This is a genomic window from Terriglobales bacterium (assembly GCA_035651655.1).
In the GTDB taxonomy this organism is placed as follows: Bacteria; Acidobacteriota; Terriglobia; order Terriglobales; family Acidobacteriaceae; genus DASRFG01.
The window spans coordinates 29642-54565 of the sequence record DASRFG010000032.1; the positions used below are offsets into that span (position 1 = coordinate 29642).

Genomic DNA, 24924 nt, shown 5'->3' on the forward strand with positions numbered 1-24924 from the left:
GAAAACTTCACCGGAAATTTTGGGTATTGTAGACCGCCTGTATATCTTGTCAAGCTCTGCAATGGCACTAATATACTTAGCTAACCAAAGCGTGCTAAGTTGTTGATGCCGTGACAGGGCATCTAGTTTGTCAATAGAAACATCAATTCTTAGAATCAATGGTTTCGCGAGTTTTTTACACATTTTTCCACAATCACGTGCTAACCTTTTTCTGGGCATGAACTTACGGTTTGACGAGCGTAAGGCAACACAAGTGGCAGCCCAAGTTTTGAGGTTGCGGGGCGGCCGAATGCACTACATTAAGCTCGTTAAAATTCTTTACCTCATTGATCGTGAGGCCCTAAATCGTTGGGGTGTACCTGTCACCACGGACAGCTATGCATCCATGAAAAACGGGCCCGTTGTCAGGAACATTCTCGATCTCATCACAAAGAAAGACCTGCCAAAGCCTACATGGGCAAGCTATATTTCTGAGCCCTTGGGAGATTCAGAGGTGGAACTTCGCGCCGATGTGAACCCCCCAACTGATCAGCTTTCACGTGCCGAAGAGAAGCTTATACAAGAGGTTTATAAGCAATATGGGCATAAGAATCGCTGGGACATAATTGATAATTACATGCACAAGCTTCCAGAATGGCATGATCCAAAGGGCAGCTCATTTCCAATACGTATTCGCCAGATATTGGAAGCTCTTGGGCAAAACCAAGAAGAAATCAATGCCACTCTGCGGGAACTCCGCAGCATGAGAACCGCCGAAGAGATACTCTCTCTCGCTCCCTAATGTTCAAATGTGGTGACACCTTCCTCATGGAAGACGAGGATGGTTACGAGCGCCACTTGTGGATAATCGTAAGCCCGCCAACTAATGGGGAAATGGTTGTGGTATGCGTCACCACGCAACATGAAAAATCAGAGGTGCTGGTCAAACTCCAAAAAGGGGATCATCCTTTTCTCAAATGGGAGTCTGTAATTTCTTACCGATATTCAAAAATCACATCAATAGATACAATTGAGAATGCGATTGCAAACGGAATGGCGAAAGCGAACGCGCCAGTCTCGGAGGCCCTGCTCAGTAGAGCACAGGCTGGTTTAATAGATTCCGACTTCACACCTAATGAGGTAAGGCATTATTACAAGGGTCTCAAGACGAAGTAGGGTCTGGAGATGGTTTTGGCCCCAGGGCCTCGGTAACCAACTGAATGAAGCGATGAGTATCCAAGAAATAGTTTGGATATGCTCGTTTAAGCGCCGCGAAAGATTTGACAGAAACCAGTACCGCATCGCGCCAAGTTGAACCCCCTAAAATCTCGCGTTCAATCCTTAAATAATCTCCTGAAGCCCGACCCAACTCGTCAGGCTTATAGCTAGTAATCCGTATTTTCCGCTGCGACGGGTCTAGTTCTAGAAGAAAGTAATGTTGACCTCTAGTGGCTCCTATGCGCTCCGGTGCATCCACCGCGGCCGCGTACAATTCCAAGTGCCGTATAGCATCGAGCTGTTCAGCATATTCGCTCAATTGGCGGCGTAACTCGACAGCATCAGACGGCGTATCTTCAACCAATGGGCTGCGTTCCTTTATAGCAATGTAGGTTGACATCAAAGCGAAAAAACGTAACCACTTTTCTTCTCCTTGACTCGACTTCAAAGCCTGCCCAATGAACGTACCCACGGTTTCAACGGCGGTGGCCCAAGTGTGTTGAAGTTGCGAGCGTAATTGAATTTCAATTCGCAGGCCGTTATAGACCCTATGCCGTTTAGCCGGACTGCGATATTTGTAAACGAGGTGAACACCGCGGTATCCGTCCTTCTTTGGAGATGCGATGTAATCGTATTCTCTTACGAATTCTGCCCTGTTTAGGTTTTTGCCTGCACTCTTTTTGTAAACGTCCACCAAACGCCTAACAACAGCGGCGCTATTCACTACCGCACGACAACCGCCAATGTCCTGCATTTGGGATAGTTCCATGCGAGGGAACCGAGCAAGTTTTGCGGCGATTGAGGACAAACGCTTTATGCGCTGCGCGGTGACTGCTCGGCGATCCAGTTTGATTGCGCGTCCACGTAGAGTCACATGAAAAGAGTTCAGGGGAAAGCTGTGGCATGAGCGCCAATTATTGATTATTACAAGATCGCTGACTGGGTTTTCGAGGATATCTTCTTGCAAGCTGCCGGTAGCCAGCCGCCGTCCAGCAGCATCTATTTGCCCTTTTCCGAATTTGGGTGGCACATAAGCCATTGCGCTTGGGAAGGTTATTACCTTTGAGTCTTGTGGCGGCGGCGAGGGAATCAGGGATTGACTTTTGAGGCACGACAAGACACACTCCTAGTGTCGTGACACAAAAGGCCAATCGCCCTGTCCCTTCCGCCAAGAACGAGCAGGGTGAATACGCCACATTCGCAAAAGCTCTGCGAAAAGTTCTTTCGGTTCCGCGTTCAGAAATGAGAGCTAGGCTTGACGCCGAGAAACGGACGCGGAAGCGGCGCTCGAAACCGACTTCTTCCCACGCTTCCGACGAAAAGGGTTAAACCGTCGTTTCTCCCACCTTGCCGGTCACTTCCTTGTAGGTCAACCGCTTTCCCGCAATCTGCGATAACGCTAAATTGAATCTATCGAGATCAGTGATCCTGTATTGCCCTTGCTTGCGGTTATTATAACGGAACACCTGCTCGTCCACGTACCGGAAAAGATGGTAAGGCTCTACTGCCACGTAGGTGCCGTTCAATCCGCGTTTCAAGAGACTCCAGAAGTTTTCCAGACCGTTAGTGTGAACGCGGCCATTAACGTACTGCTCCATGTGATTCACAACCTGATGTGCATATTTGGCAGTGAGACCCATGTACGAAGTAGATTCATCGGTATAGATTTGGGTGCCGCGCTCTACCTGTTTCAGAATCTCGTTTTGCAAAGTGTCGCGCTTAACATCTGGCACTACGGTAGCCCGAACCTTGCGCTGCTGCCGATCTAGTAGACCCATCACGGCGGTTTTTCCGATCAGTCGAGTATTTCCCCGAAGACATTCGTTCTTTGCCTGATTCAGTGCCAGTCTCCGGCTCTTGTGCATATTCTTTGGTTTGCCACCGATGAAAGCCTCGTCTGCTTCTACTTCGCCGCCATCGCCGCCGATCTTGTTATCTATGCTGCCTTCCTGTAGAGCCAAGCGGAGCCGATGCAGCACGAACCATGCTGATTTTTGGGTGATGCCTAGGTCGCGTGCCACTTCGTATGAGCTGATGCCGTTCTTGCAGTTCACCAGCATCCACAGAGCGATGAGCCACTTGTCCAATGGAATTGGGCTGTCCTCAAAAATGCTGCCCACTTTGGCAGAGAACTGCTTCCAGCACTCTTTGCACTTCCACCTGCGCTGATTCTCTAGGTAGTAATGCTCTTTGTGTCCACAGGCAGGGCAGACTATGCCATTTGGCCAGCGCATCTCTGCCACGGTGCGAATGCAATTGTCCTCGTTGCCGAAGTATCTGATTGCATCCCTGAGGCTTTTGGGCTTCTTTTCGTCCATGCCCAAACTTTAGCAAAGTACCTTTGGTTAGTCAAGTATATTATTGCCTCTGCAATGTATTTATTAACATAGACTTAACATTGGCAGGGAGGTCCAATGTGCAGTTTTTTGCACTCCGCCTTCCAGCCGCCGGACTGGGGACTATCGGCGGGAGGCCAGATCGTTCTCAGCAGATTGAGTGTAGGAAGGCATGGGGTAAATGCCGGCCTGACGCGCGCTATTGATCGGAATGCGGATGACCTCTGATGCGCGGCGGCTGTGCAAGGCGCGCTCGGCAGCACTCACTGCCGCGGCAAAACTGGCGCGTCCGGTCAGCGAAGTTTCGATAAAGATGTAATTCAAGGAACCTGGCGCGACCCGCACGCCCACATAGGCATGCCCGGGAACGAGCAACACCACCGGATCCATTCCCAGGTTTTCAAAGAGTGAGGCGTACATCACTGCACCATCAATGCAGTTGGCAGAAACCTGATTGAGCGATTCGCGGGGCATGCGCACACGTTCGCTGGCATCCGAGTGTTCGCCGAAGGTCAACGAACTCTTCACGTAAGAGAGGCCTTGCGCTTGCAGCGCGCGGTAGATAGCGTTCACTTGCTCATAGGTCGAACGCGCCTGGAGAGCAGGCTTCAACCCCGGGACATATCCGGGCAGGCGACGGCCGGGAGCGAATTCCTTGGCGCGACTCAACAGTGTTTCCACCCCCGCCTCGTGCGGCGTGACCCAAGAGGCGATAAACGGGGCGAATTTGAAGTTGCGGCCCCAGTACATGTCATCCGCCGAGCGTAAGCGAACCGGTGCGGTAGCGGTGAACAGCAGATTACCGCTCCGGTCGCGCACATTCACCAGCGCGGTAGCGGCTGCGATCTCCCGATTGTGATAAAGCCGCGGGAGGAAGGCGGGGGCGAATAAACAGGTACGAACCTCACCCGCGCGCAACTCTATGATCTGGATTTCCTCGTCGCTCCAGCCTTCGATCCGCGCGGAGATGTGCTGACGCAGAGTTGCATCGCTGGAGTTCGTCACCGTCACAGCCACCGTTCCCCATTTGCGATCGCCGGGCTTTTGCAGGGAGGCGTAATTAGCAAAAACCGGATAGACCTCGCCATCCATTCCCACCTGGATCTTGTAAGTGGGCTCGGGTTTGCGGGCTTTCAGAGTTGAGCCAGCTGCGACGGAGGAAGGATCGGCCTTATCCAACTCTGGCCCAGCCGCCAGAAGCGGCAATACGGCGAGAGCAAGGACACCCACCACGGCTCCCAAGAAAACGCGGCCAGAGTTGAGCTTGGGCACATCTCAGCTTACTTCGTCAGCGGCTGAGGACAATCGAGCGTATCCCTTAGTTGCGCAGCAAATCGTTGATTACTCTGGTTCACGCGTGGTTCACATTTCGAGAAGTCGCGCGCCTTGTGTGGACTCAGCCCGGCCAACTAGACTAGTAGGGCTGCTTCGGGAAAGTTGTGATGGCTGCTCCATCCAAGCCGGCTGTGAAGTTGCCCATCTACATGGACAACCATGCCACCACGCCAGTTGATCCTCGCGTGCTGGAGGAGATGCTGCCCTTTTTCACAAAGCGCTTTGGCAATGCTGCCAGCCGTAACCACGAATTTGGGTGGACTGCAGATGAGGCGGTCGAGGACGGTCGCCGCCGAATTGCCGACCTCATCGGGGCAGCGCCCGACGAGATTATCTTTACCTCCGGGGCAACAGAGAGCGACAACCTGGCAATAAAGGGCATTGCCGGACAGTACAGACACAAGGGAAATCACGTGGTGACTGCGGTGACTGAGCACAAGGCGGTGCTCGACAGTTGCAAGCGCCTGGAAAAAGAGGGGTACGAGGTCACGTATTTGCCGGTCCGCAGTGATGGGTTGATTGACATTGATGGGCTTGATCGGGCGATCACCGACGGGACGATCCTGGTCAGCATCATGGCAGCGAACAACGAGACGGGAGTGCTGCAGCCAATCGAGGAAATTGGCCGCATGTGTGAGGAGCGGGGTGTGCTCTTCCATTCCGATGCGACCCAGGCTGTGGGCAAGGTTCCCATAGATGTCGAAAGAGAGCAGGTGGACTTGCTCTCCATTTCCGCGCACAAGATGTATGGACCGAAAGGGGTGGGCGCGCTTTACGTGCGGCGGCACACCCGCAGGAACCGTGAGCCGGTCCGGCTTTCTGCGCTTATCGATGGCGGAGGCCATGAGCATGCAATGCGCTCGGGAACATTAAATGTTCCGGGGATTGTGGGATTGGGCAAAGCGTGCGCCATTTGCGCCGAGGAAGTGTTCCAAGAGAGGGGTCGGCTGACCACGCTGCGCGACCGGCTGAAGGACAGGATCTGCGGGCGACTGGACGGTGTTTACATTAATGGCTCCATGGAGCGACGTCTTCCCGGCAACCTGAATGTCGCTTTCGAAGGCGTGGACGGCGAGGCGTTGCTCGTCGCACTTAATGACGTTGCGGTTTCAAGCGGCGCGGCCTGCACGTCCGACAAAATCGAGCCGTCCTACGTGCTCCGCGCCCTGGGGATCGGCGATGAACTGGCCGCAAGCTCGATCCGCTTCGGTATAGGCCGCTTTAACACGGATGCCGAGGTGGAGTATGTTGCCGACCGAGTCTGCGAGGTAGTGGGGCAACTTCGCGAGCTTTCGCCAACATTCGAGGAGAGCACACACCGCGTCTCAGCGACGAAGTGAGTGCCTATGCCGATCACTGACAAAGCGAGGACCACCCCAGCTCGCGGGGTGCAAGTTACGGAGCGAGCCTTGGCCGAAATCCGCAACCGTCAGGCCAGCGAACGGGATGGTAGCGGCCTCCGAATTGCAGTCTTTGGCGGTGGCTGCACTGGCCTGAACGCCGAGGTCGCATTTGATTCACCGAGGGACCACGATCGTCTCCTGAACTTCGATGGAGTCCGGCTGTTGGTGGACCCGAAATCCTTCATCTACGTCTTCGGGCTTATTTTGGATTACAACGCAACCGAGTTGCCGCGCGGATTCGTTTTATTGAATTCCGTAAATTCGAATGCCTGCGGCTGTGGGACTGTGACCGCGCCGGGAAGTTGAGGCACCTCGCGGCGGAGTATTTACGTCTCAAAGAATTGAGAAGTGAACGTGACCGAAGAACTCAGATGGGATGACACCGACGAGCTGGCAGTCGCTCTCGCCGAGAAATATCCAGACATAAACCCGCGGGAGGTGCGGCTGCGCGAGTTGTGCGTCTTTGTGAGCCAGCTCCCAATTTTTGCGGACGACCCCGAAGCCACCAACGAGGATCAATTACAGACGATTCAGGACGCCTGGTACGAGGAATACCTGGACCGCCGCAAGTCTGCCTGAAAGCTCCCGCACAGGTCATGCTGGGTTGTCCGCTCCAACCGGGTTCTCTGGCTGGCTTGTTTTCCCGCTTGCAACCTCTTTCCTGAAAATCGCACCAGAGCCTAAGAGTGCCGCTGCACTCTCGGAGGTGGGAATGCTTTGGACAATCTTTGTAATCTTGTTGATCGCCTGGATTCTGGGCCTGGTTGGAACCTATCAGATTGGCGCGTTCGTGTGGTTGCTCCTGGTAGCAGCGCTGATCGTGCTGGTCCTGCAATTGGTGACCGGCAGACGACCTGTGGCGTGAGAGGTTGAAGGACTGAAGTTTTCAGGTCCGCCCCGCCGCATGCACTTTCAGTGGCGGGGCCGGTCCCCTCTTAAATTGCAGCAGTAACAGCCAGGGTTCTGCAAAACCTAAACTCCCGCAGCAACCATTTCAGGAAGTTCCACGCTCGCCTCGCGTAGGAATCGCGCGGCCTCTTCGGGCGGCGTGGGATTGATGTAAAACCCAGTTCCCCACTCAAATCCGGCCGTCTTGGTCAGCTTGGGCATGAACTCGATATGCCAGTGATAGTGGTCGTTATTGGGATCCTGCACTGGCGAAGTGTGGATCACGAGGTTGTAAGGCGGATTGTCGAGCACGCGGTCCGCTTTGGCCAGAAGGTTCCTGAGCGCCTTGGCGAGATTCTCGAACATGCTGGACGAAGAGTTCTCAAATGCGGATTCGTGGCGCTTTGGGAGAATCCAGGTTTCAAAGGGAAAACGCGGAGCGTAAGGCGCCAGGGTCAGGAAGTCTTCATTCTCGGCCACTACGCGCGAACCGGTGTCAATCTCCTGGCGGATGATGTCGCAGAACACGCAGCGTTCCTTGTAAATGTAGTATTGCTTCGCGCCTTCGAGTTCTTCCACAACCTGCCGCGGCAGAATGGGCAGAGCGATCAACTGGGAGTGGGCGTGTTCGAGCGAAGCACCGGCCGGCTCTCCATGGTTCTTGAAAATGAGAATGTATTTGAAGCGGCGGTCTTTCTTCAGGTCGAGAATACGATCGCGGAAAGTCCACAGCACGTCTTCCACCCGCTTGGCAGGAAGCGTCGCAAGCGTGGCAGCGTGATCTGGCGTCTCGATGATGACCTCGTGCGCTCCGATGCCGTTCATCCTGTCGAACATGCCCTCGGCCTGGCGACTTAAATTGCCTTCAATTCCCAGAGCGGGAAATTTGTTGGGCACCACCCGAACTGTCCACCCGGTGCTGTCGCGCTGTAACGGCGGGCCGCCGTTTTGGCTTGGCCGATAGGCCTGAATTTCGGGAGGAGTTTTATCTTCGTTGCCGTAGCAGAAGGGGCAGAACCCACCCTTCATTTTGAATTGCTCACGGGCAAAGTCTGTGGGCCTTTTGGCACGATCGGTGGAGATGATGACCCACCGTCCAACGATGGGGTCTTTTCTTAATTCAGGCAAGTATGTGGGGTCCTTTCTGGTTGACTCTGATTCTACGACATTGCGAATGCATTTTTAAATAAAGTGATTTCCGGAGGGGAATCAGGCCGGTCATAATAAACGCTGACTACGTCAAAACGCCAAGTGGGCGAGCCTGCCACCCGGCGGATGTACTCGTCGGCAACGGCGCCGATTTCGCGCTGCTTGGCCTCGTCCACCGCCGACTCGGCTGGCTTCACTTCCCTGGTGGTGCGGGTTTTGACTTCAATGAAGCAGAGGACGTCGCCTTCCCAGCCAATCAGGTCAATCTCACCGCGTCGTCTGGGTGACCTGAAGTTCCGCGCCACCATCACATAGCCGTTCCGGCGCAGATGAAAATAGGCATCTTCCTCACCCCGCTGACCGGTAATTTGGTGGGCTGGTCCTGCCGGTGGGCGCCGCAGCAGCCGGGCCAGACCGTCAAGGGCCCGGACGGTGAGGCGCGTCATTCTTCCAGACATATTTCACTTCGCGCTGCCGACCAACTTTTCCACATCGGCCATTTCCTTGGGTACGCCAGACGAAAGTATCTCCGGATCGCCCTCGGTGATCAGCACCGTGTCTTCTACCCGGAAATGCAAGTGCTTCTCGGGAAACTCGATAATTGGCTCAACGGTCACAACCTGGCCAGCCTTTACAGGCCCCTGCGGCCGAAGCACGTCGTGAGTCGCCAAACCGACGAAGTGACCAGGGAAGGGGAACGTCTCACTCCATTGATTGCCGATGCCGTTCTTCTCATACACCGCCTTGCCAGCGGCCGCCGCCTCTTCGTAAGTGTGCCCCGGCCGGAGCAGCGCGATGGTGGCCTTTTGCGCTTCCAAATCCGCCTGGTACCACTTGGCCTGCTCGGGTGGGAACTTCCCACTGATGTTGAAGGTGCGAGTGATGTCCATGGTCTCGTGATCCAGGTCAGCGGCGAAGTCGAAAACCACTAGAGTGCCAGATGGGATCTGTTGACGATCGCTAAAGTAGTGCCACGTATTCACCTTGTCGCCAGAGCTGACAATGGCCGGATATGCCCAGCCCTGCGCGCCGCCATTGCGAAACACAAAATCGGCCTGAGCTTCGATCTGATACTCAAACATTCCCGGATGAGCATGAGCTATGGCCTGCCTGATGCCTTCCGCGCTCAGCTTCCCATTGCGACGCAACACGGTGATCTCCGACGCCGTTTTTATGTTGCGCATGGCGTCAATCAGCGGGGTCGCGTCGTTCTGGTGCGCAGAGGGGTAGCGTTCCGCCAGCTTCTTCAAGGCAGAACGGTCACCGGGAAGGAATTCGCCATAGGGGTGGGCGTATTCGGCGGCGTAGTCCCGACCGACCTCGGGGCGCGCGCCATCGGCTTTATCGGCAAAACCCATTCGAAGCCAGAGTTCGGATCCACGGCTCAACATAAAGGTGAGAAAGGTATCCAGGTCAGTGACCGGCATCACAACCGAATACCCGAATTTCTGCCGCTCATCGGGCGAAAGTGAGAGCAAGTTAGGTCCATAAACCTGCTTGATTCGCGGGCTCTGCGCCGGCTCAAAGATGGTGGTCTTCGCGTCACTGGCATTCATTACCATCACGGCGCCGGGATCGGCGACTCCGGTGAAATAGAAAAAATCGTTGTCTTCACGATAGTGGCTGGACTCGGGCTCCTGGGTGCGCGCAAACAGGACCAGAATTCCTTGCTTCATTTGCTTCGCAAGTTCCTGACGGCGGCGGGCAAACTCCTGCGGCCCGCCAAGATCATTAATGACGGCTGGATCGGTGTACTGAGCAAGAACCGGTCTAAGCGAGATCAGCGAACAGAGACACACCAAGATCAATGCGCGGCAGAAAAGAGCTTTCATCTTGCCTCCTGGGAGCGCGCCGAGTCTAGCGCGATGAGCCAAAGGTTGGCAATGGACTCCGAAAGCGCGGCACAGCCACGCAGTCAAGCCTCTTGAATCGCATCGCCGACGCGGATCTCGCCGTCCGCGATGATCTGCGCGCGCAAACCACCGCGATGCTTCAGTCCTGCAATAACACCTTTGCCGGTTGCTTTTTCAAGATAGGAGCACGGCTCACAAAGACGTAACCCGCGGGCGCGGGCCTGACCAACACGGAATTCTCTGCCGACAAGATGGTTTAATGGCACACCTGAGGTCGTGATATTGCGCCGGCTCTCGCCGGGAGCGAGCTCGATGCCGTAGTCGCGCTTCAGCGCCTCAATTGCCTCACTTTCAATAAAGGTAAGCTCGTTGGAAGGGCCGAGGTTCTGGCAGAAGGTCCCGGTACGCTTCAGATACCGGTCCTCTGACAGGCCTCGTCCGGCAATAGCCTTCGCCTGGTCCACAGCGTTCATCGCCTCGCCGCCATTGGCGGCAATGTGAATAGCGACAACCATTCCCTTCCACATCGCCTGCTCCTACGCCCCTTGCGGCTTGCCAGTCCCGCTCTTGCGTGAGTCACCACTGACGCTCTCAATGCATTGCTCGAGAACATCGAGTGCTTCGTCGGCTTCCTGCCTGGTCACGATCAGCGGAGGCGCAATGCGGACCGAGTTTGGCCCAGCGCCGAGGAACAGCACGCCGCGTTCGAAGGCCAACTCCACGATGCGGTCGCGCTCCGGGCCAGCGGGAGTTTTGCTCTCCTGATCTTTCACAATTTCAACTCCGATCATGAGGCCGAGCCCGCGTACATCGCCCACCATGCTGTGTTTCTGCGGCCATTGGCTCAGGCGCTGCATGATGTGACGCCCGACCTCGGCAGCATTTTTCATGGCTTCACGTTCAATCACGTCCATGCTGGCCAAAGCGGCTGCGATGCACACTGGATTGCCGCCGAAGGTGGAGGCGTGGGAACCGGGCACCCAATCCATGATGTTGGCGCGTGTCAGCGTAACTCCCAGCGGCATGCCGGAGGCGATTCCCTTGGCGATGCAGATAATGTCAGGGTGCACGCCGGCATGCTCGATTGCCCACCACTTGCCGGTGCGTCCCATGCCGGATTGCACCTCATCGGCGACCAGAAGGATGCCGTTTTCGTCGCAGATGCGGCGCAGTTCACGCATGAATTCCGGCGGGGCCACTACATACCCGCCCTCGCCCTGTATCGGCTCTACGAAGATTGCGGCCACTTCTTCCGCCGGCAGGTCGGTCTTGAAGACCTTCTCTTCGATGAACCGGGCGCAGTCAATGGCGTACTGATGAGCATCGCTCCCCTTGGGGCGCCGGTATAAGTTGGGATACGGAACGTGCGTCACCCCAGGCATAAACGGACCGAAACGGCGGTGCTGCTGCGGCTTCGATGCGGTCAACGACACCGCGCCCATCGTCCGGCCATGAAATGCGCCATAAAAGGCAATGATGTGCTGCCGCTGCGTGTGATACCGCGAGAGTTTGATCGCAGCTTCAATGGCCTCCGCCCCCGAATTCCCGTAGTAAACCTTGTGCGGCGCGGGCATCGGGGCGATCTTCGACAGCCGCTCGGCGAGGGTGACCATGTTCTCATAATAGAAGTCTGTCCCTGACATGTGGATCAGCTCTGCCGCTTGCTTCTGGATAGCGCTGACCACCTGCGGATGACAATGCCCGGTGGAGACTACGGCAATCCCGGCGGAAAAATCGAGAAACTCGTTGCCGTCCACGTCTTCGACGATCACTCCGCGGCCACGCTTTGCGACCAAAGGATAGGAGCGGGTGTATGACGGTGAAAGGTATTTCTGGTCACCCTCTAAAACTCGACGAGCATTGGGACCGGGCAACTCGGTTTTAATACGAGGGCTGACAGCGGGTGTTGCAGTCTTGGTTGACATGGAATCCTCCCGAAAATCGGCTCGGCACAGTTATCAAATCCGTGCGGGTAGTACTCAAATTCGGGCAGCTACGCCCGAGGGATCCGTAAGAGGAGGAGAGGGCTTAATCGCCAGAAAAGAGATTGGGACGCGCCTGTGCGGGTACTTGCTCCTGGCCGACGCGCGGAAACGCGAGCTTCCAGCGTAGCCGGCAAGGCGGCGCCGGTACTGAGCTCATTCCGTGTGGGCGGGCGCGATTCATGTAACTGATCCGACCTCATTATAATTATAGCTTCTCAATAGGCTCGCGGGCTAAGGAAATGCACCCGGAACCACGGCCCCGGATCATCTCCGACAACGGCCGCAGTTCATCGCCGAGGACTTCAAGGAGTTCATTCGGATTTCACGGACGAGGGCGTCCCACCTGCCATTCAGTTTGGCTTGACATATATCCGTAACGGATATAGCGTTGGCGGATGGCGAAGAAGAACGCGGCGCAAGCTCCACTGACTCCCGCAGTGCTGCACATCCTGCTGGCGCTTTCGACGGGGGAGAGGCATGGGTACGGGATCATGAAACAGGTACAGGCGGACTCGCAGGGCAAGGCGAAGATGGGCCCGGGGACGCTGTATGGCTCGATGGGGCGGATGATGGAGGCCGGGCTGATCCAGGAAAGCGATAAGCGGGTCGATCCGGAGATGGACGACGAGCGACGGATCTATTACGAGCTCACAGACGCGGGGCGGGCGGCGCTGGAAGCGGAGCTGAAGCGGTATCGCGGCGTGGTGGCGGTGGCGGAAGGACGTTTGGCGCATGGCCACTAACGTCGCGATCCGGCGTTACCGGACCTGGTATGCGATGCTGCTGCGGCTATATCCGCGCTCTTTCCGTGAGCGGTTCGGCGAGGGGGTGGCGCAGACATTTCACGACTTGTGCCGGGAGTACAGGGACTCTGGGCGGGGACTGTTCGGGCTCGCGCTGTGGATCTTCTTCGAGACGTCGGTGGGAATCGTCAGGGAGAACACAACTCATATGTCGCAACTCGGAAAGACGATGCTGCGTGTGGCGCTAGGGGCTTTGGCGGTGTTGATGGTGCCGATCGTGGCATCACGGGTGGTGGAGGGGTGGAACTGGGAGGCTGGAAGTTTCGTGGTGGTGTATGTCCTGTTCTTCGGGACGGGAATGGTGTATGCGGTGATCGCGAGGAAGATGGACGCGTGGTCGTACAAGGCGGGCGTTGCTGTGGCGCTGGTGGCCGGGTTCGGCTTAGGGTGGTCCAACATGGTCCATGTCGCGGACTCGGAGAATCCGGCGAACCTGGCGTACTACAGCGTGCTCGCAGTAGGGGGCGTTGGGGCCTGGCTGGCGCGGCTGGAGGCGCGAGGTTTGGCTCGCACGTTGTTCGCGATGGCGGCGACGCTAGCGGTGATTGCCGTGATGCTGCCTTCGGGCGCGCCACCCTACCTTGCGCGGAATATGGCCATCGGGCATGTTGTCTTCGTGGCATTGTTCACCACGTCAGGTCTGCTGTTCCGGCACGCGAGTCTGACGGGATTCCCGCCCCAAGGAAATACTCACTAACGGAGAGCGACCTGTCTCCATTTCACGCTGAACCAACACATAGTCAGTGGCCAGTCATCAGCAGTTAGTGAGTGAGAACCTACGAGCTGTGCGCAGGAAAACTGCATCGTCTGTTCCTTCTTTGTCGTCTTACTATCGTCTAGATTGTTCATGTCCAGATGACACTCCAGCGCCAGCATCGGCTCACGGTAATCCTCAGCTTCGGGCTGGTGTACCTATTCTGGGGCTCGACTTACCTCGCCATTGACATTGGCGTGCAGCACATTCCTCCGGCCCTGCTTTGTGGCTTACGTTTTAGTGTCGCGGGAGTGCTGATGTTGATCTACTGCGCGCTCAACGGGCGCAAAATCCGCGCCAGTTCTGGCGATCTGGTCAAACTTGCTGTGGTTGGCATTCTGCTGCTGACCGGCGGCAATCTGACGTTGGCTTGGGCGGAACAGTACGTGCCCTCCGGACTGGCTGCCTTGGTCCTCGCGGGTACTCCCATCTGGTTCCTGATTATTGACACCTGGCTTTTGAAGGGAGATCACATCTCACGCCGCGGACTGGCTGGCATCGTGCTAGGAATCGGGGGAATGGTGGTACTGCTCTGGCCCCAACTCGTAAGTGGCAGCACCCTTGGCCGCTGGGGTCTGATGGCGTCGGTCAGCTTGCTGGGAGGTTCGTTCAGTTGGGCACTGGGATCGGTGTTATCGAAAAAATGGGAGCACGGTGGTGATCCTTTTGTCGGGGGCGGATGGCAGATGACCTTCGCCGGTTTATCGAACCTGCTGATCACGTTCACCACGGGCGAATACCGTCGCGTGCAGTGGACGCGGCACGGCATTGAGGCCGTCGTTTACCTGGTGATATTCGGTTCCTGGGTGGGTTACACCGCCTATATCTACATCCTGAAACATGCGCCGACTAGCAAGGTTTCCACCTATGCATACGTGAACCCGGTCATAGCCGTTTTCCTGGGCTGGTTGGTCATGCACGAGCGCGTTGACGGCTTCATTCTGGCAGGAACGGCGGTGATTATTGCCGCGGTGATCCTGGTGACCAGCGCTAAAGCGAAGCCAGCAGAGGTTGTCGAATCCGACCTGCAGACGGTCGAAACTACCGGCGACTGAACAACTCCAATTTCGCGGACACATGCGCCCTTACCTGTACTGGCGAATGTAGGGACCTCGGTGGAACGCGGCTGGTACCATGAGCCTCAAATGAAAATTCTGGTGATTGGCGGAAGCGGATTCATCGGTCCACCGCTGATTCGCGAGTTCCAACAGCTGGGACATACCGTGGCCGTATTTCATCGCGGAACCAGCCCTGCGCCACTTCCCGCCGGCGCTGCTCAGATTCTGGGAGACCGCAATCAAGTCGCGGCCCAGCAAGAAGAGATTCGACGCTTCGGGCCCGAGATCGTTATTGATTTGATCCTCAGCTCTGGAGCGCAAGCCAAAGTATTGATGGACGCCATGCGCGGCATCGCCCGGCGCGTGGTTGCCGCTAGCAGTATGGATGTATATCGAGCCTGCGGTGTGCTGCACGGCAGCGAGCCTGGCCCACTCGAGCCTCTGCCGCTCACGGAGGAGTCGCCGCTTCGGACGAAGCTGCAAACCTATCCGCCAGAGGTGATCCAGTCCTTGCAAACCACTTTTGCGTGGCTTGATAACGAGTACGACAAAATTCCCGTTGAACGCGAAGTGCTGGCGCACCCGGAGCTGCCGGGAACCGTGCTCCGCCTGCCAATGGTCTACGGGCCGGGTGACAAGCTGCATCGTTTCTTCCCGCTGCTCAAGCGGATGGATGACGGTCGTCAGGCGATTATTTTCGCTCAAGATCTTGGCGCTTGGCGGGGAATGCGAGGGTATGTAGATAATGTGGCCAGCGCCATAGCGCTCGCCGCCGTGTCGGAGCAGGCGGCTGGAAGAATTTACAACGTCGCCGAAGAACAGACCCATTCCGAGCTGGAGTGGGCGAGAAAAATCGCTCACGGAACGGGCTGGCGTGGGAGGTTCGTCTTGTTGCCCCGCGAGCGCACCCCCAAACATCTCCTGCAGCCCGGAAACCCAGCCCAACATTGGGTGGCAAGTTCGGAGCGCATTCGCCGGGAACTTGGCTATCGCGAGCCGGTTCCTACGAACGAAGCCATCCGGCGGACGATTGCCTGGCAGCGCGCCAATCCACCAGCACAGATTGATCCCGCACAATTCGATTACGCCGCCGAAGACGCGGCTCTCGCAGAATCAGCGGCGTAAGACTTCCCGGGAAGCGTGCCGGCTGTGCCGCCGGGGTACCCTCTATTTCTTGCGACCCAGGAAGCGGACGCGGGCAACGAAAGTACGGCGGTCCAGATTGCTGAAGTGCAAGTAGGTGGCTGAATCTATGTTCGAATCCACCGAACCTGGATTCCTGTTGTTGGTGACATTGTCCCAGCCCATGCGCAAAGCAAGGTTGTACTTAAGCAGATTGAAACGCTTCTCGATATAGGTGTTAAGCGTGAAGAAGCGCGGGAAACGCAGACGCTGCAGGCCTATAATCTGCCGGTCCTGGTTGAAGATGGAGAACGGATAGCCGTCATGCCACTCCACAGAATAGGCAAGTTCCAGTTTGTGAACTACGGGTATGGAAGGCAGCGGCATCATGCCCCAGGAGATAAATCGGTTGGGACTGTCCCAGGGAAGCGGCCCCGCTCCTTGGGCGCCGAGCACAAGATTATCGAGAGTGTAATTGAGGACAGCATTTGTGCGGGCGGAAGAACGGCTGTAAGAAAAAAGGAAGGGATAGCTCTTCCTAAAGGTGTAGCGAGCAGTGAGCAGCAAGGAACGGTAATGGTCCTGACGGGTGTTGGTCAGGAAGTAATCAGTGCTCAGGGGCGAGCCCAAGGGAACATAAGTAAATTCGTGGGTGCCGCGGCGGTCAAGGTACTCAACGGTGGTGTAAATTCCGTGCGGAAGCTTTCGCTCCATGCTCAAGCTCCAGTTGAGAGAGCGCGGAGCCACTAACGTGCGCTGGTCAACGGTGAATGTGGTAGCGATAGGTGGCGCGGCCAAAGTGACGCCATCCGAAGCGTAAGTCAAATCCAGGCGCGTTCCCTGGAGAGGACGGGTGAGTAGGGCGAGATTAGTAGCGTCATAGAAGAGGCCAACGCCGGCCGAGAGCTTAGTGTTGCCATTCTTGTCGAGCATGTACGTGGCGGCGAGGCGGGGCGAGACCAGCACGTTGCGGATGATCTGGTCTTCATCGAAACGTAAACCACCTTCAATGAGCAGGCGGTCCACAGGTGACCAGCGATCCTGAACATAGCTTCCCCCCTGAAAATTGTTTTGGCGATATCGCACTTCAGCCTCTGGGAAAAGGACTTGGCGGTCTAGGGTGCGGTCCCCGCGCACCGTAGAGATGGGGCGACGAAGGAAAAATTGATGGTAGGCGATGCGCTCGACGTCGAAACCAAACTTCAGCTGATGCTTGCCATGCCAGTTAACAGGGTGGAAAAAAAGATTAGCGACCCCCTGGGTGCGGCGGGAGCGTCTCTGAGAAGTGCGAAAAAAATTGCCTTGGACGCCGCCTGGGGAAAGAGTGTAAGGCAGAGTGCCCTGGGGAATTTCATCCGCCTCCTGCTCGAAAACCGCGACGCCGGTTTCGAGTAAGTTGCCGCTGTGAAAATAATGCTGATCTTTGATCGAGCCCACGTAGCTGGTCTGGTCTTGACCTACGGTTGCAGAAATGGGAGTGAAAAGCGACAAACCGACCCGGCTGAATTTGGCGCGGTTAAACAGGAAGCTACCAGTCAGGATGTTGGAAGGGGTGATATTGGTTTGCAGCTTCGCCAGATTGCTGAAGCGCCATATGGGAGCGCGATTTCCGCTGCTGGGTAATAGGCGAATGATGTTTTCATCGTATTCGCCATCAACCGCGTTGTAGAACCAGATTCTTCCTTTCTTTAGCGGTCCGGAGAAGGTTCCGCGAGGCTGCCACTTGTCAAACTTCAATCCATTTCTGAACTTATAAGAAGGGATGACATCAGTAGCGCTATAACGGAGATGATCATCACCAATTCCGGTGGTGATATTGAGCACCCCCGCTGAAGCGCGGCCAAATTGAGCCGAATAGCGTGTGCTCTGAACTTCCAGTGCTCGGATGGCGTCGGTGCTGACTCGCAGGTGAAGCAGACCGTCTACAGGATCCGTGACGTCGAAACTGTCCAGAGTATCCTGCATCTGATAAGTCTCACCCCCCGCAACGTGAGGCTGCCCGAGGCCATCTGACACAACTCCCGGGATAAAAGGCAGGACATTGCGGAAGTCGCGGCTCACGGGATAAGGAATATTTTGCACATCAACGTCGCTCAGGGTTTGAGTGTCGGCAATCTGGTCAGGATCAATCACGGGCGGAGACTCCACCACGTCCACCACTTCTTTGACTTCCTTTTGATGAGTGAGCGCGGCGTCTATGACAGTGGGAGCGTAGCCTGCGGCCCCGACCTGAACCGGTTGGGTGAGCTGGTAGAAGCCGGGTTTCTGGATGTGAAGCTGGTAAGCGCCATGTGGCAGGCCAAAGAGCTCGCAGCGACCGGCAAAATCAGTCTCCCGCTTGATGAACGCGTTGGTCCCGATTCGCTGAAGCGAGACTTGGGCGCCCGGGACGGCCACGTGATTTTCGTCGGTAACCGTGATCAGAAGGCGATCTGACTGGGAAAACGCGGCAGGGCACAACAGCAGAAGGAGAATCAGGCTAGATGCATGCCGGAGTGGGGCCGAAAACATAGAGCTGCCTGGCTGACTCAACCCTCGAACCAGCTCAGATTGTAACTGGAATTACAGGCGGGGCAAGTTAACCATCGCGCCACCGTCGATGATTTGCCCAAGGTAGGTGAGCGAATGTTGTACTCTGTCGCGTTGGAATCAGCATGCGAGGAAAGAGCATGACAAAGTCAGTGGTGATATTGGCAGCGATTTGGACCTGCAGCATCTCGCTTCTGGGGCAGACGGCGCCCGATCCGCAGATCATGCAGGCGATCAACAGCATCAAGGCATTGGACAATCACACTCATGTGCCCAAGGTGGTGCGGCCAGGGGAGAAGGACGACGAGTACGACGCGCTGCCCTGTGGCGGTTTTTTGGAGCCGGTGGACGACCCATGGATCGCGCGGCCGGACAATCCTCGGTTCTTGCAGGCTTGGAAGGCACTTTACGGCTACCGCTACAACGATAAAAGCCCACAGCACCTGGCCGAACTCCGGGAGACGATTTCCAAGGTGCGGCGCGAGCAAGGTGAGAACTTTCCCACCTGGGTGCTGGACAAGTTGGGCATCGAGTATATGATGGCGAACCGGGTGGGGATGGGACCAGGGCTGAAGCCGCCGAGATTCATGTGGGTGCCGTTCGACGACGCGCTGATGCTGCCGCTGAATAACCAGTCGGTGGCAAATGACACCCCCGATCGGAAGTTCTTTTATGGGCGGGAGGAGATGCTCCTAAAGCGTTATATGAGCGAATCGGGAGTGGACCTGCTGCCGGCAACTTTGGACGAGTACGTGACCAGCATCATCAAGCCGACGCTCGAGCGGCAGAAGAAGGCGGGAGCGGTGGCGGTGAAGTTTGAAGCAGCATACTTACGGACCCTGAATTTTGGCGATCCCGAGCGGGAAGAAGCGGCGCGGATCTATGCACAACATGCGCGTGGGGGCGTGCCCGGCAAAGCCGATTACCTAAAAGTGCAGAACGCGTTGTTTCGGGAGATTGCGGGTGAGGCCGGCAGGTTGGGGCTGGCGGTGCACATCCATACCGGCGCCGGGTGCGGAGGCTACTTTGAAGTGAGTGGGGCCAATCCCGGATTGCTGGACACGGTGCTCAATGACGCCTCGCTGCGGAAGACCAACTTTGTACTCATCCACGGCGGATCTGGCCCTTTTACCAAGGTAACAGCGTTCGAGTTGAGCCATCCCAACGTATACGCCGACTTTTCCGAGCAGGATTGGATGATCTCCACCCGGGCCCTCAGCGGGGTAGTCCGGGACTGGCTGGAGTGGTACCCGGAAAAGGTGATATTTGGGACAGACCTGTTTCCCGGGAGTACACCAGAGTACGACTGGGATTCGATCGGTTACGTGGTGGCCAGCAGCGGTCGCGAGGCCTTGGCCTTGGCGCTGACCGGAATGATGAATGATGGGGAGATTACCCGGAAGCGCGCGCTGGAACTCGCTCGCATGGTACTGATCGGCAACGCGGCAAAGTTGTACGGGCTACCTTAAATCATCGCATTCTCCGCGAGTTGCGCAGGCACAACATAAGCTGCACTTTTGCCCAAAATCGCACAAACTGTTAGTCTTTTGGATTTTAGAATCAATAGGCCGTACGCCAGTACGGCCTTTCAGCATCAAACCAGAGAACATGCAGGCCTCCGTAAACAATCGCCGATCATTCTGGAGCATCTTCCGCGACGCGCCTGAGCGTCCCTGGCCTGCTCGCTTTGGCGTTGCGTTGCTGAGTATCGCCGCGGCCATGGCGCTCAATCTCGAACTTTCCCGCTTGGGTGTTGATCCGGGTTTCGGACTCCTCTATGTGGCGGTGATGCTCAGCGCATGGTATGGCGGACTGGTGCCCGGCCTGCTCGCCGTTGCCTTTGGCGCCCTGGCGACGGGTTATTTCATGCTGCCGCCGGCTTGGTCATGGGCTATTAGCGGATGGGAGAACTGGATCCGTTTCGGAATATTCGTATTGGTTGAGCTGCTGATGTGCTGGCCAGCAGTGCTGCGCTCGCAAATTGGCCGGCGACAGGAAGCCGAAGGGCAGCGGGCAGAGTTGCTGAGACGCGAACAGGCGGCGCGCCTGGCGGCCGAGCGGGCGGAGCAGCGGGCAGCTTTCCTGGCTGAGGCCAGCCGGATATTGGCATCCTCCCTGGACCATGAGAGCACGTTGGCTGAAGTAGCGCGCCTGGCAGTGCCTAAAATTGCCGATTGGTGCGTTGTTGACCTGGTGGACGAGCAGGGAGATTTGCGCACCCTGGAGATGGCGCACTTCGATCCCTGGAAACTTGACCTTGCTCGTGAAATGCGGCATCGCTATCCGCCTGACTCCTCCTCCACTTCTGGCCCTCACAACGTGGTACGCACCGGAAAATCCGAGTTGGTGAGCGAAATCTCGGAAGACACCCTGAGGCAAGCGGCACATGACACTCAACACCTGCTGATGCTGCACGAGTTGGGTTTCAAATCGTACATCTGCGTGCCGCTGGTCGCCCAAGGCCGTACGCTGGGGGCGCTCAGCTTTATTTCTGCCGAATCTGGACACAAATACACCGAGACTGAGTTGGCGTTGGCTGAGGATCTGGCCGGCCGCTGCGCGCAAGCCGCGGACACTGCGCGACTGCATAGGGAAACCCAAGAAGCCTCCCGCCTTAGCGAACAATCACGCGCGTTATTGGAAGCGGTGCTGAACCAGATGCCGGCAGGGGTGCTGATAGCCGAGGCTCCGTCGGGAAGAATCCTGCTGAGCAATAAACAAATGAAGGAAATCGCCCAGCACGGCAATGCTGGGCCGATCTGCTGCCTCGAAGATTACGCGCAATTCGCCGAACTCTTTCCTGATCAGCCGTGGGAACGTTGGCCGCTGGTCCGCGCTTTGCGTGATGGAGAAGTGGTCACAGGCGAGGCAATGGATTTCCTGCGCCGCGACGGCCAGAGAGGAAAACTGCGAGCCAGCGCGGCGCCAGTGCGCGACTCGGAAGGCCGGATCATCGCGGCCGTGACCACCTACTACGACGTGAGCGAGTTGAAGCAAGCAGAGGAGACCTTGCGAACGACAGCTGCTCGGCTGACCGGAATTATCGGCTCGGCCATGGACGCCATCACCACCATAGACGCTCAGCAAAAAATCACAGTTTTCAACCAGGCGGCGGAGAGGATGTTCCAGATTCCTGCCAGCCAGGCGCTCGGACTTTCCTTCGAGCGCTTTGTCCCGGCGCGCTTCCGCGAGGTGCATCGCAGACACATCCGGGAGTTAGCGGACAACGGTGGCTCCAGCCGTTCCATGTATTCCCGCGGGGAGCTGATGGGGTTGCGGGCCAACGGCGAAGAGTTTCCGATCGAAGGAACTATTTCCCAGACGGAGAGCGACGGCCACAAGCTCTACTCGTTGATCTTGCGCGATGTGGGGCAGAAGCAGCAATCAGAACGGGCGCTTCGAGAAACAGAGAAGCTGGCGGCAACCGGACGCCTGGCCGCCATGATCGCCCATGAAATCAACAACCCGTTGGAGTCCATCACCAACGTGCTTTATCTGCTGGAGAATCATCCCAATCTGGACCGCGCGGGGCGGCGTTACCTGGGACTTGCGCAACAGGAGTTACAGAGGGTGGTGCACATCACCAAGCAGACGCTGGGCTTCTACCGCGAGGCTTCTTCTCCGACCAATGTGGAGTTGTCGCGCGTCGTTGAGGATGTAATTTCGATTTACGAGCGTCGCATCGACACCAAACAGATTCGTTTGGAAAAGCGATATCGCTCTCAGGGGACGGTCATGGCTTTCCCCGGTGAAATGCGGCAGGTGTTCTCCAACCTTATCTTGAACTCGCTTGACGCCGTGGACCAGTTTGGAAGCCTCAAAGTGCATATATTCGAATCGCGTGATTGGGCCCGTCCCGAGCGCAGGGGCGTACGCGTGGTGTTAGCGGATTCAGGGCGCGGGATCACACCGGAAAACTTGAAGAAGATCTTTGATCCGTTCTTTACCACCAAGGGCGAGAAAGGCACCGGACTGGGTCTGTGGGTCATCAGCGGCATAGTGCGGAAGCACGAAGGATTTATCCGGGTGAGGAGTTGCGTACGTCCCGGCCGCAGCGGCACTTGTTTTTCCGTATTCCTGCCGCTCGAGGCGCAACCCGTACGGCAGGCAGGAGCGGCGTAAGCGGGCTGCCACTTCTACTTCATTTCAAAGATTACGAATTGGGCGGGATCTTTGCCGGTATTGGTAAACGCGTAAGGAGCGCCGCCTGCCAACCACTTAACCTCTCCCTGACCGAGCCGAAGAGTTTCGCTTCCATTCGGACCATCCTGCTTAAGGTCCACATCGTTTAGAGCAACAATCAGTTCTCCGGGACTAGGGTGTTGAGACCTCACCTGTGAGTCTCCGGGCAACAACTGCACGTTCCAGATCTTTACGCCGGTCTTGTCGAGAGTGACAGCATATTTGGCATGGGGGTCCACGCCAGGACTGAGAACGTCACGAAAAGAGTCCTGAGTGCGGAAGCTGTCGTAAAGCGAATTGTCGGGTTTGGCGATTTCAACAGTAATATTCCGGTAAGTCATGGCTTCATCGTTGATCATGGTGTGTGCAATACCGCCATGGATATAACGGATATCACCCGCGTATCGAGGATAGGTGATGGGAGCTTCCCCCGCCCTGGCTTGTTTGATGTTGCTGTCCACCAGAGTGATGACCACGTAATCGTGGCTATGCTTGTGCAGGAGCGTGCTCTTGAGATGCGGGATTTCAACACGGAACGCGCGCAGGTAATCGTTCTGGATGAGCAAGCTGTGATATGGCTCGTCGGCCAAGTCCACAGGTGCCTGTGCAAGAGCAAGTGCGGCAAAACAGACCAGCGCAAGCAGAAGCGACACCCACCGGAGTGAGTTGTTCATATTCTGAAATTGTACTCTGGATACGCAAGTCGGCGACTCACGGTTGGACAGATTCTTTGGTAACTCATCATGTGCCCGTAACGTCGTGTGCCGGCTACGCAGCTGTCGGCAGCGCTTCCGTCATTTCTTCTTTTTGCGCGTCCCAGTAGATGCGCTTGCCGCTCCAGTAGGCCTGGTTGGCCATCATGCAGGCAATGGAGTGGGAGAAGCCATCGTCAACCGTGGCATTCGGCTGCTTGCGGTCGCGCATTGCCTGCAGCCAGTTTTCGAGATGATGAGTATCGTCATCGTCTGGGCCGTCGGAATTGGCCGGCACGCCTGGAACCTTCACCATTTCCGCGTGGTCGGCTGCGGGGCCCATGTCCCACGCAGCTTTGTAAGTGACTGGGCCATCTTCGTGACGCCCACCCTCGCGCGTGACCGCGAAAAGCGATGAGCCTTCACCGCCATAGTTCATGATCGTGCCTTCGGTGCCCAATATGCGGGTGAAGGGGCGATAGCTGTTGCCGAAGTGAGTGGAATACGAATACAGGAATCCTTGCGGATAGTTAAATGCCGCAGTAATGGTGTCGGCATTCTCGCGCCCGTCTTTCCACACGAACACGCCGCCATTTGAGACCACGCTCTCGGGGTAGGTAGCGCCGGTCCAGAGGTGGACGAGATCCACGGCGTGGCTCATCCATTGATCAAAAATGCCGGATGAAAATCTCTTGTACAGGCGAAACTCCAAATAAACCTGCGGATCGAAGGGCTGCCACGGACGACCGAGGAGCCACCGGTTCCAGTCTGTATCCTGCTCGCGCAGCTGTTTTACTTCCGGGCGGCCGCGCCAACGTTCCATGTTCACCGCCCATTCCTGCTCGATTTTGACGATTCTCCCGATGCGGCCGGTGCGCAAAATGTCTCGCACCGCGATGGGATAAGGCTCGCTACGGTGCTGCGTCCCCATTTGAACAATCTGTCGGGATGACTTGATGACGCTGCGGGCGTCCTTTGCTTCCTGCAGGTCGTTGGCGAAGGGTTTCTCAACGTAGCAATCCTTCCCAGCCTGGACCACGTCGGCACAAAGCTTGGCATGCTGGAAATCGCCGGTGGCGATCATCACCCCGTCAATATCCGGTTGCCGGAGCATCTCCTCGTAATGCTTGTAAGAGCCAGGAGCGCGACCAAATCTTTTGTGCACATCCAAGGCGCGGCGCTCACGCGCAAAACTCCAAAGATCACAAACCGCAACCGTTTCGACCGGTACGCGCCGCGAGGCAACGTGGACCATGTGTACGTGACCGCCGCTGCGATCGCCGCACCCCAGCTGCCCGAGCCGAATCCGATCATTTGCGCCGAGGATACGTGTGTAAGAGCTGGCGGGCAGGGACAATGCGGACCCTGCGAGGGCGGCGCCTCCGGCCTTCAAAAAGGTGCGGCGGTCGAAGATTGAGGCCTGCTGCGGAGAATCTGCTGGGGTCGTGAGAGGTTGATTTTTCATGGTGCACCTGCAATATTGCACCGGATTATAACGCCGGACGTCACTCTCGGAGGCCGATCTCCTTCTGTAACTGTGACTTACAAACTGTGCGCGAAGTGCAAAAGTTTGCCTGTGGTTTTCCTTATCTTCGCGATAAAAATTTTGAATTTCCGTTGTCCAACAAATCCACGTAA

23 protein-coding genes are annotated in these 24924 nt (G+C 56.7%); 12 read left to right on the plus strand and 11 right to left on the minus strand.

The window, feature by feature from the left end:
• The first annotated feature begins 289 nt into the window (after window positions 1-289).
• A complete protein-coding gene (locus tag VFA76_15830) occupies window positions 290-781 on the plus strand; it encodes a Panacea domain-containing protein (GenBank protein ID HZR33315.1) in 492 nt (163 codons plus the stop codon).
• Between the two features lie 26 nt (window positions 782-807).
• Window positions 808-1155: a hypothetical protein gene (locus VFA76_15835; protein ID HZR33316.1), complete on the plus strand. Its 348-nt coding sequence runs from the start codon at window positions 808-810 to the stop codon at window positions 1153-1155.
• Here the strand turns inward: VFA76_15835 and VFA76_15840 are convergent.
• From VFA76_15840 to VFA76_15850, 3 genes are all read right to left on the minus strand, one after another.
• Window positions 1142-2314 carry a RelA/SpoT domain-containing protein gene (locus tag VFA76_15840; protein HZR33317.1) on the minus strand — a complete coding sequence of 391 codons (1173 nt, stop codon included), beginning with the start codon at window positions 2312-2314 and terminating at the stop codon, window positions 1142-1144. The genes VFA76_15835 and VFA76_15840 overlap by 14 nt on opposite strands.
• A gap of 208 nt (window positions 2315-2522) precedes the next feature.
• A complete protein-coding gene (locus VFA76_15845; GenBank protein HZR33318.1) occupies window positions 2523-3515 on the minus strand; it encodes an IS1595 family transposase in 993 nt (330 codons plus the stop codon).
• Between the two features lie 141 nt (window positions 3516-3656).
• The gene (locus VFA76_15850) at window positions 3657-4805 is read right to left on the minus strand and encodes a hypothetical protein (GenBank protein ID HZR33319.1); all 1149 of its coding nucleotides are present in this window, start codon (window positions 4803-4805) and stop codon (window positions 3657-3659) included.
• Window positions 4806-4975: 170 nt separating this feature from the next.
• Between VFA76_15850 and VFA76_15855 the strand changes: the two genes are divergently transcribed.
• From VFA76_15855 to VFA76_15870, 4 genes are all read left to right on the plus strand, one after another.
• A complete protein-coding gene (locus VFA76_15855; GenBank protein ID HZR33320.1) occupies window positions 4976-6208 on the plus strand; it encodes an IscS subfamily cysteine desulfurase in 1233 nt (410 codons plus the stop codon).
• A 6-nt stretch (window positions 6209-6214) separates the two neighbouring features.
• Window positions 6215-6577 (plus strand): iron-sulfur cluster assembly accessory protein, encoded by a 363-nt coding sequence (locus tag VFA76_15860; protein ID HZR33321.1) that lies wholly within the window; start codon window positions 6215-6217, stop codon window positions 6575-6577.
• A 48-nt stretch (window positions 6578-6625) separates the two neighbouring features.
• On the plus strand, window positions 6626-6850 hold the full coding sequence (gene iscX / locus VFA76_15865) for a Fe-S cluster assembly protein IscX (GenBank protein HZR33322.1): 225 nt from the start codon (window positions 6626-6628) through the stop codon (window positions 6848-6850).
• Window positions 6851-6983: 133 nt separating this feature from the next.
• Window positions 6984-7136, plus strand: a complete 153-nt coding sequence (locus VFA76_15870) for a lmo0937 family membrane protein (protein HZR33323.1) — start codon at window positions 6984-6986, stop codon at window positions 7134-7136.
• 107 nt (window positions 7137-7243) lie between these two features.
• On the opposite strand, the gene galT is transcribed toward VFA76_15870, so the two are convergent.
• The 5 genes from galT to VFA76_15895 all read right to left on the minus strand — a co-directional run bounded on the left by galT (window position 7244) and on the right by VFA76_15895 (window position 12086).
• Window positions 7244-8335: a galactose-1-phosphate uridylyltransferase gene (gene galT, locus VFA76_15875; GenBank protein HZR33324.1), complete on the minus strand. Its 1092-nt coding sequence runs from the start codon at window positions 8333-8335 to the stop codon at window positions 7244-7246.
• The gene (locus VFA76_15880) at window positions 8320-8754 is read right to left on the minus strand and encodes a YraN family protein (GenBank protein ID HZR33325.1); all 435 of its coding nucleotides are present in this window, start codon (window positions 8752-8754) and stop codon (window positions 8320-8322) included. Before VFA76_15880 ends, galT begins: the two co-directional genes overlap by 16 nt.
• A gap of 15 nt (window positions 8755-8769) precedes the next feature.
• A complete protein-coding gene (locus VFA76_15885; GenBank protein HZR33326.1) occupies window positions 8770-10140 on the minus strand; it encodes a Xaa-Pro peptidase family protein in 1371 nt (456 codons plus the stop codon).
• Between the two features lie 83 nt (window positions 10141-10223).
• The gene (locus VFA76_15890) at window positions 10224-10688 is read right to left on the minus strand and encodes an MOSC domain-containing protein (protein HZR33327.1); all 465 of its coding nucleotides are present in this window, start codon (window positions 10686-10688) and stop codon (window positions 10224-10226) included.
• A 9-nt stretch (window positions 10689-10697) separates the two neighbouring features.
• Window positions 10698-12086, minus strand: a complete 1389-nt coding sequence (locus VFA76_15895; protein HZR33328.1) for an acetyl ornithine aminotransferase family protein — start codon at window positions 12084-12086, stop codon at window positions 10698-10700.
• Window positions 12087-12541: 455 nt separating this feature from the next.
• On the opposite strand from VFA76_15895, the gene VFA76_15900 reads away from it, so the two are divergent.
• From VFA76_15900 to VFA76_15915, 4 genes are all read left to right on the plus strand, one after another.
• Window positions 12542-12889 (plus strand): PadR family transcriptional regulator, encoded by a 348-nt coding sequence (locus VFA76_15900; GenBank protein ID HZR33329.1) that lies wholly within the window; start codon window positions 12542-12544, stop codon window positions 12887-12889.
• A complete protein-coding gene (locus VFA76_15905; GenBank protein HZR33330.1) occupies window positions 12879-13646 on the plus strand; it encodes a hypothetical protein in 768 nt (255 codons plus the stop codon). The genes VFA76_15900 and VFA76_15905 overlap by 11 nt, the downstream gene beginning before the upstream one ends.
• Before the next feature lie 158 nt (window positions 13647-13804).
• Window positions 13805-14758: an EamA family transporter gene (locus VFA76_15910; protein ID HZR33331.1), complete on the plus strand. Its 954-nt coding sequence runs from the start codon at window positions 13805-13807 to the stop codon at window positions 14756-14758.
• 90 nt (window positions 14759-14848) lie between these two features.
• The gene (locus VFA76_15915; GenBank protein ID HZR33332.1) at window positions 14849-15886 is read left to right on the plus strand and encodes an NAD-dependent epimerase/dehydratase family protein; all 1038 of its coding nucleotides are present in this window, start codon (window positions 14849-14851) and stop codon (window positions 15884-15886) included.
• 42 nt (window positions 15887-15928) lie between these two features.
• Here VFA76_15915 and VFA76_15920 read toward each other — a convergent pair whose 3' ends face one another.
• Complete coding sequence (locus VFA76_15920; protein ID HZR33333.1) at window positions 15929-18394, minus strand: carboxypeptidase regulatory-like domain-containing protein; 2466 nt, start codon at window positions 18392-18394, stop codon at window positions 15929-15931.
• Between the two features lie 158 nt (window positions 18395-18552).
• Between VFA76_15920 and VFA76_15925 the strand changes: the two genes are divergently transcribed.
• The gene (locus tag VFA76_15925) at window positions 18553-19881 is read left to right on the plus strand and encodes an amidohydrolase family protein (protein ID HZR33334.1); all 1329 of its coding nucleotides are present in this window, start codon (window positions 18553-18555) and stop codon (window positions 19879-19881) included.
• 139 nt (window positions 19882-20020) lie between these two features.
• A complete protein-coding gene (locus VFA76_15930; protein ID HZR33335.1) occupies window positions 20021-22534 on the plus strand; it encodes a PAS domain S-box protein in 2514 nt (837 codons plus the stop codon).
• 14 nt (window positions 22535-22548) lie between these two features.
• On the opposite strand, the gene VFA76_15935 is transcribed toward VFA76_15930, so the two are convergent.
• Together VFA76_15935 and VFA76_15940 are read right to left on the minus strand one after the other, a co-directional pair.
• Window positions 22549-23268, minus strand: coding sequence for a hypothetical protein (locus tag VFA76_15935; protein HZR33336.1), 720 nt, complete (start codon window positions 23266-23268; stop codon window positions 22549-22551).
• Between the two features lie 94 nt (window positions 23269-23362).
• Window positions 23363-24751, minus strand: a complete 1389-nt coding sequence (locus VFA76_15940; GenBank protein ID HZR33337.1) for a Gfo/Idh/MocA family oxidoreductase — start codon at window positions 24749-24751, stop codon at window positions 23363-23365.
• Window positions 24752-24924: the final 173 nt, after the last annotated feature.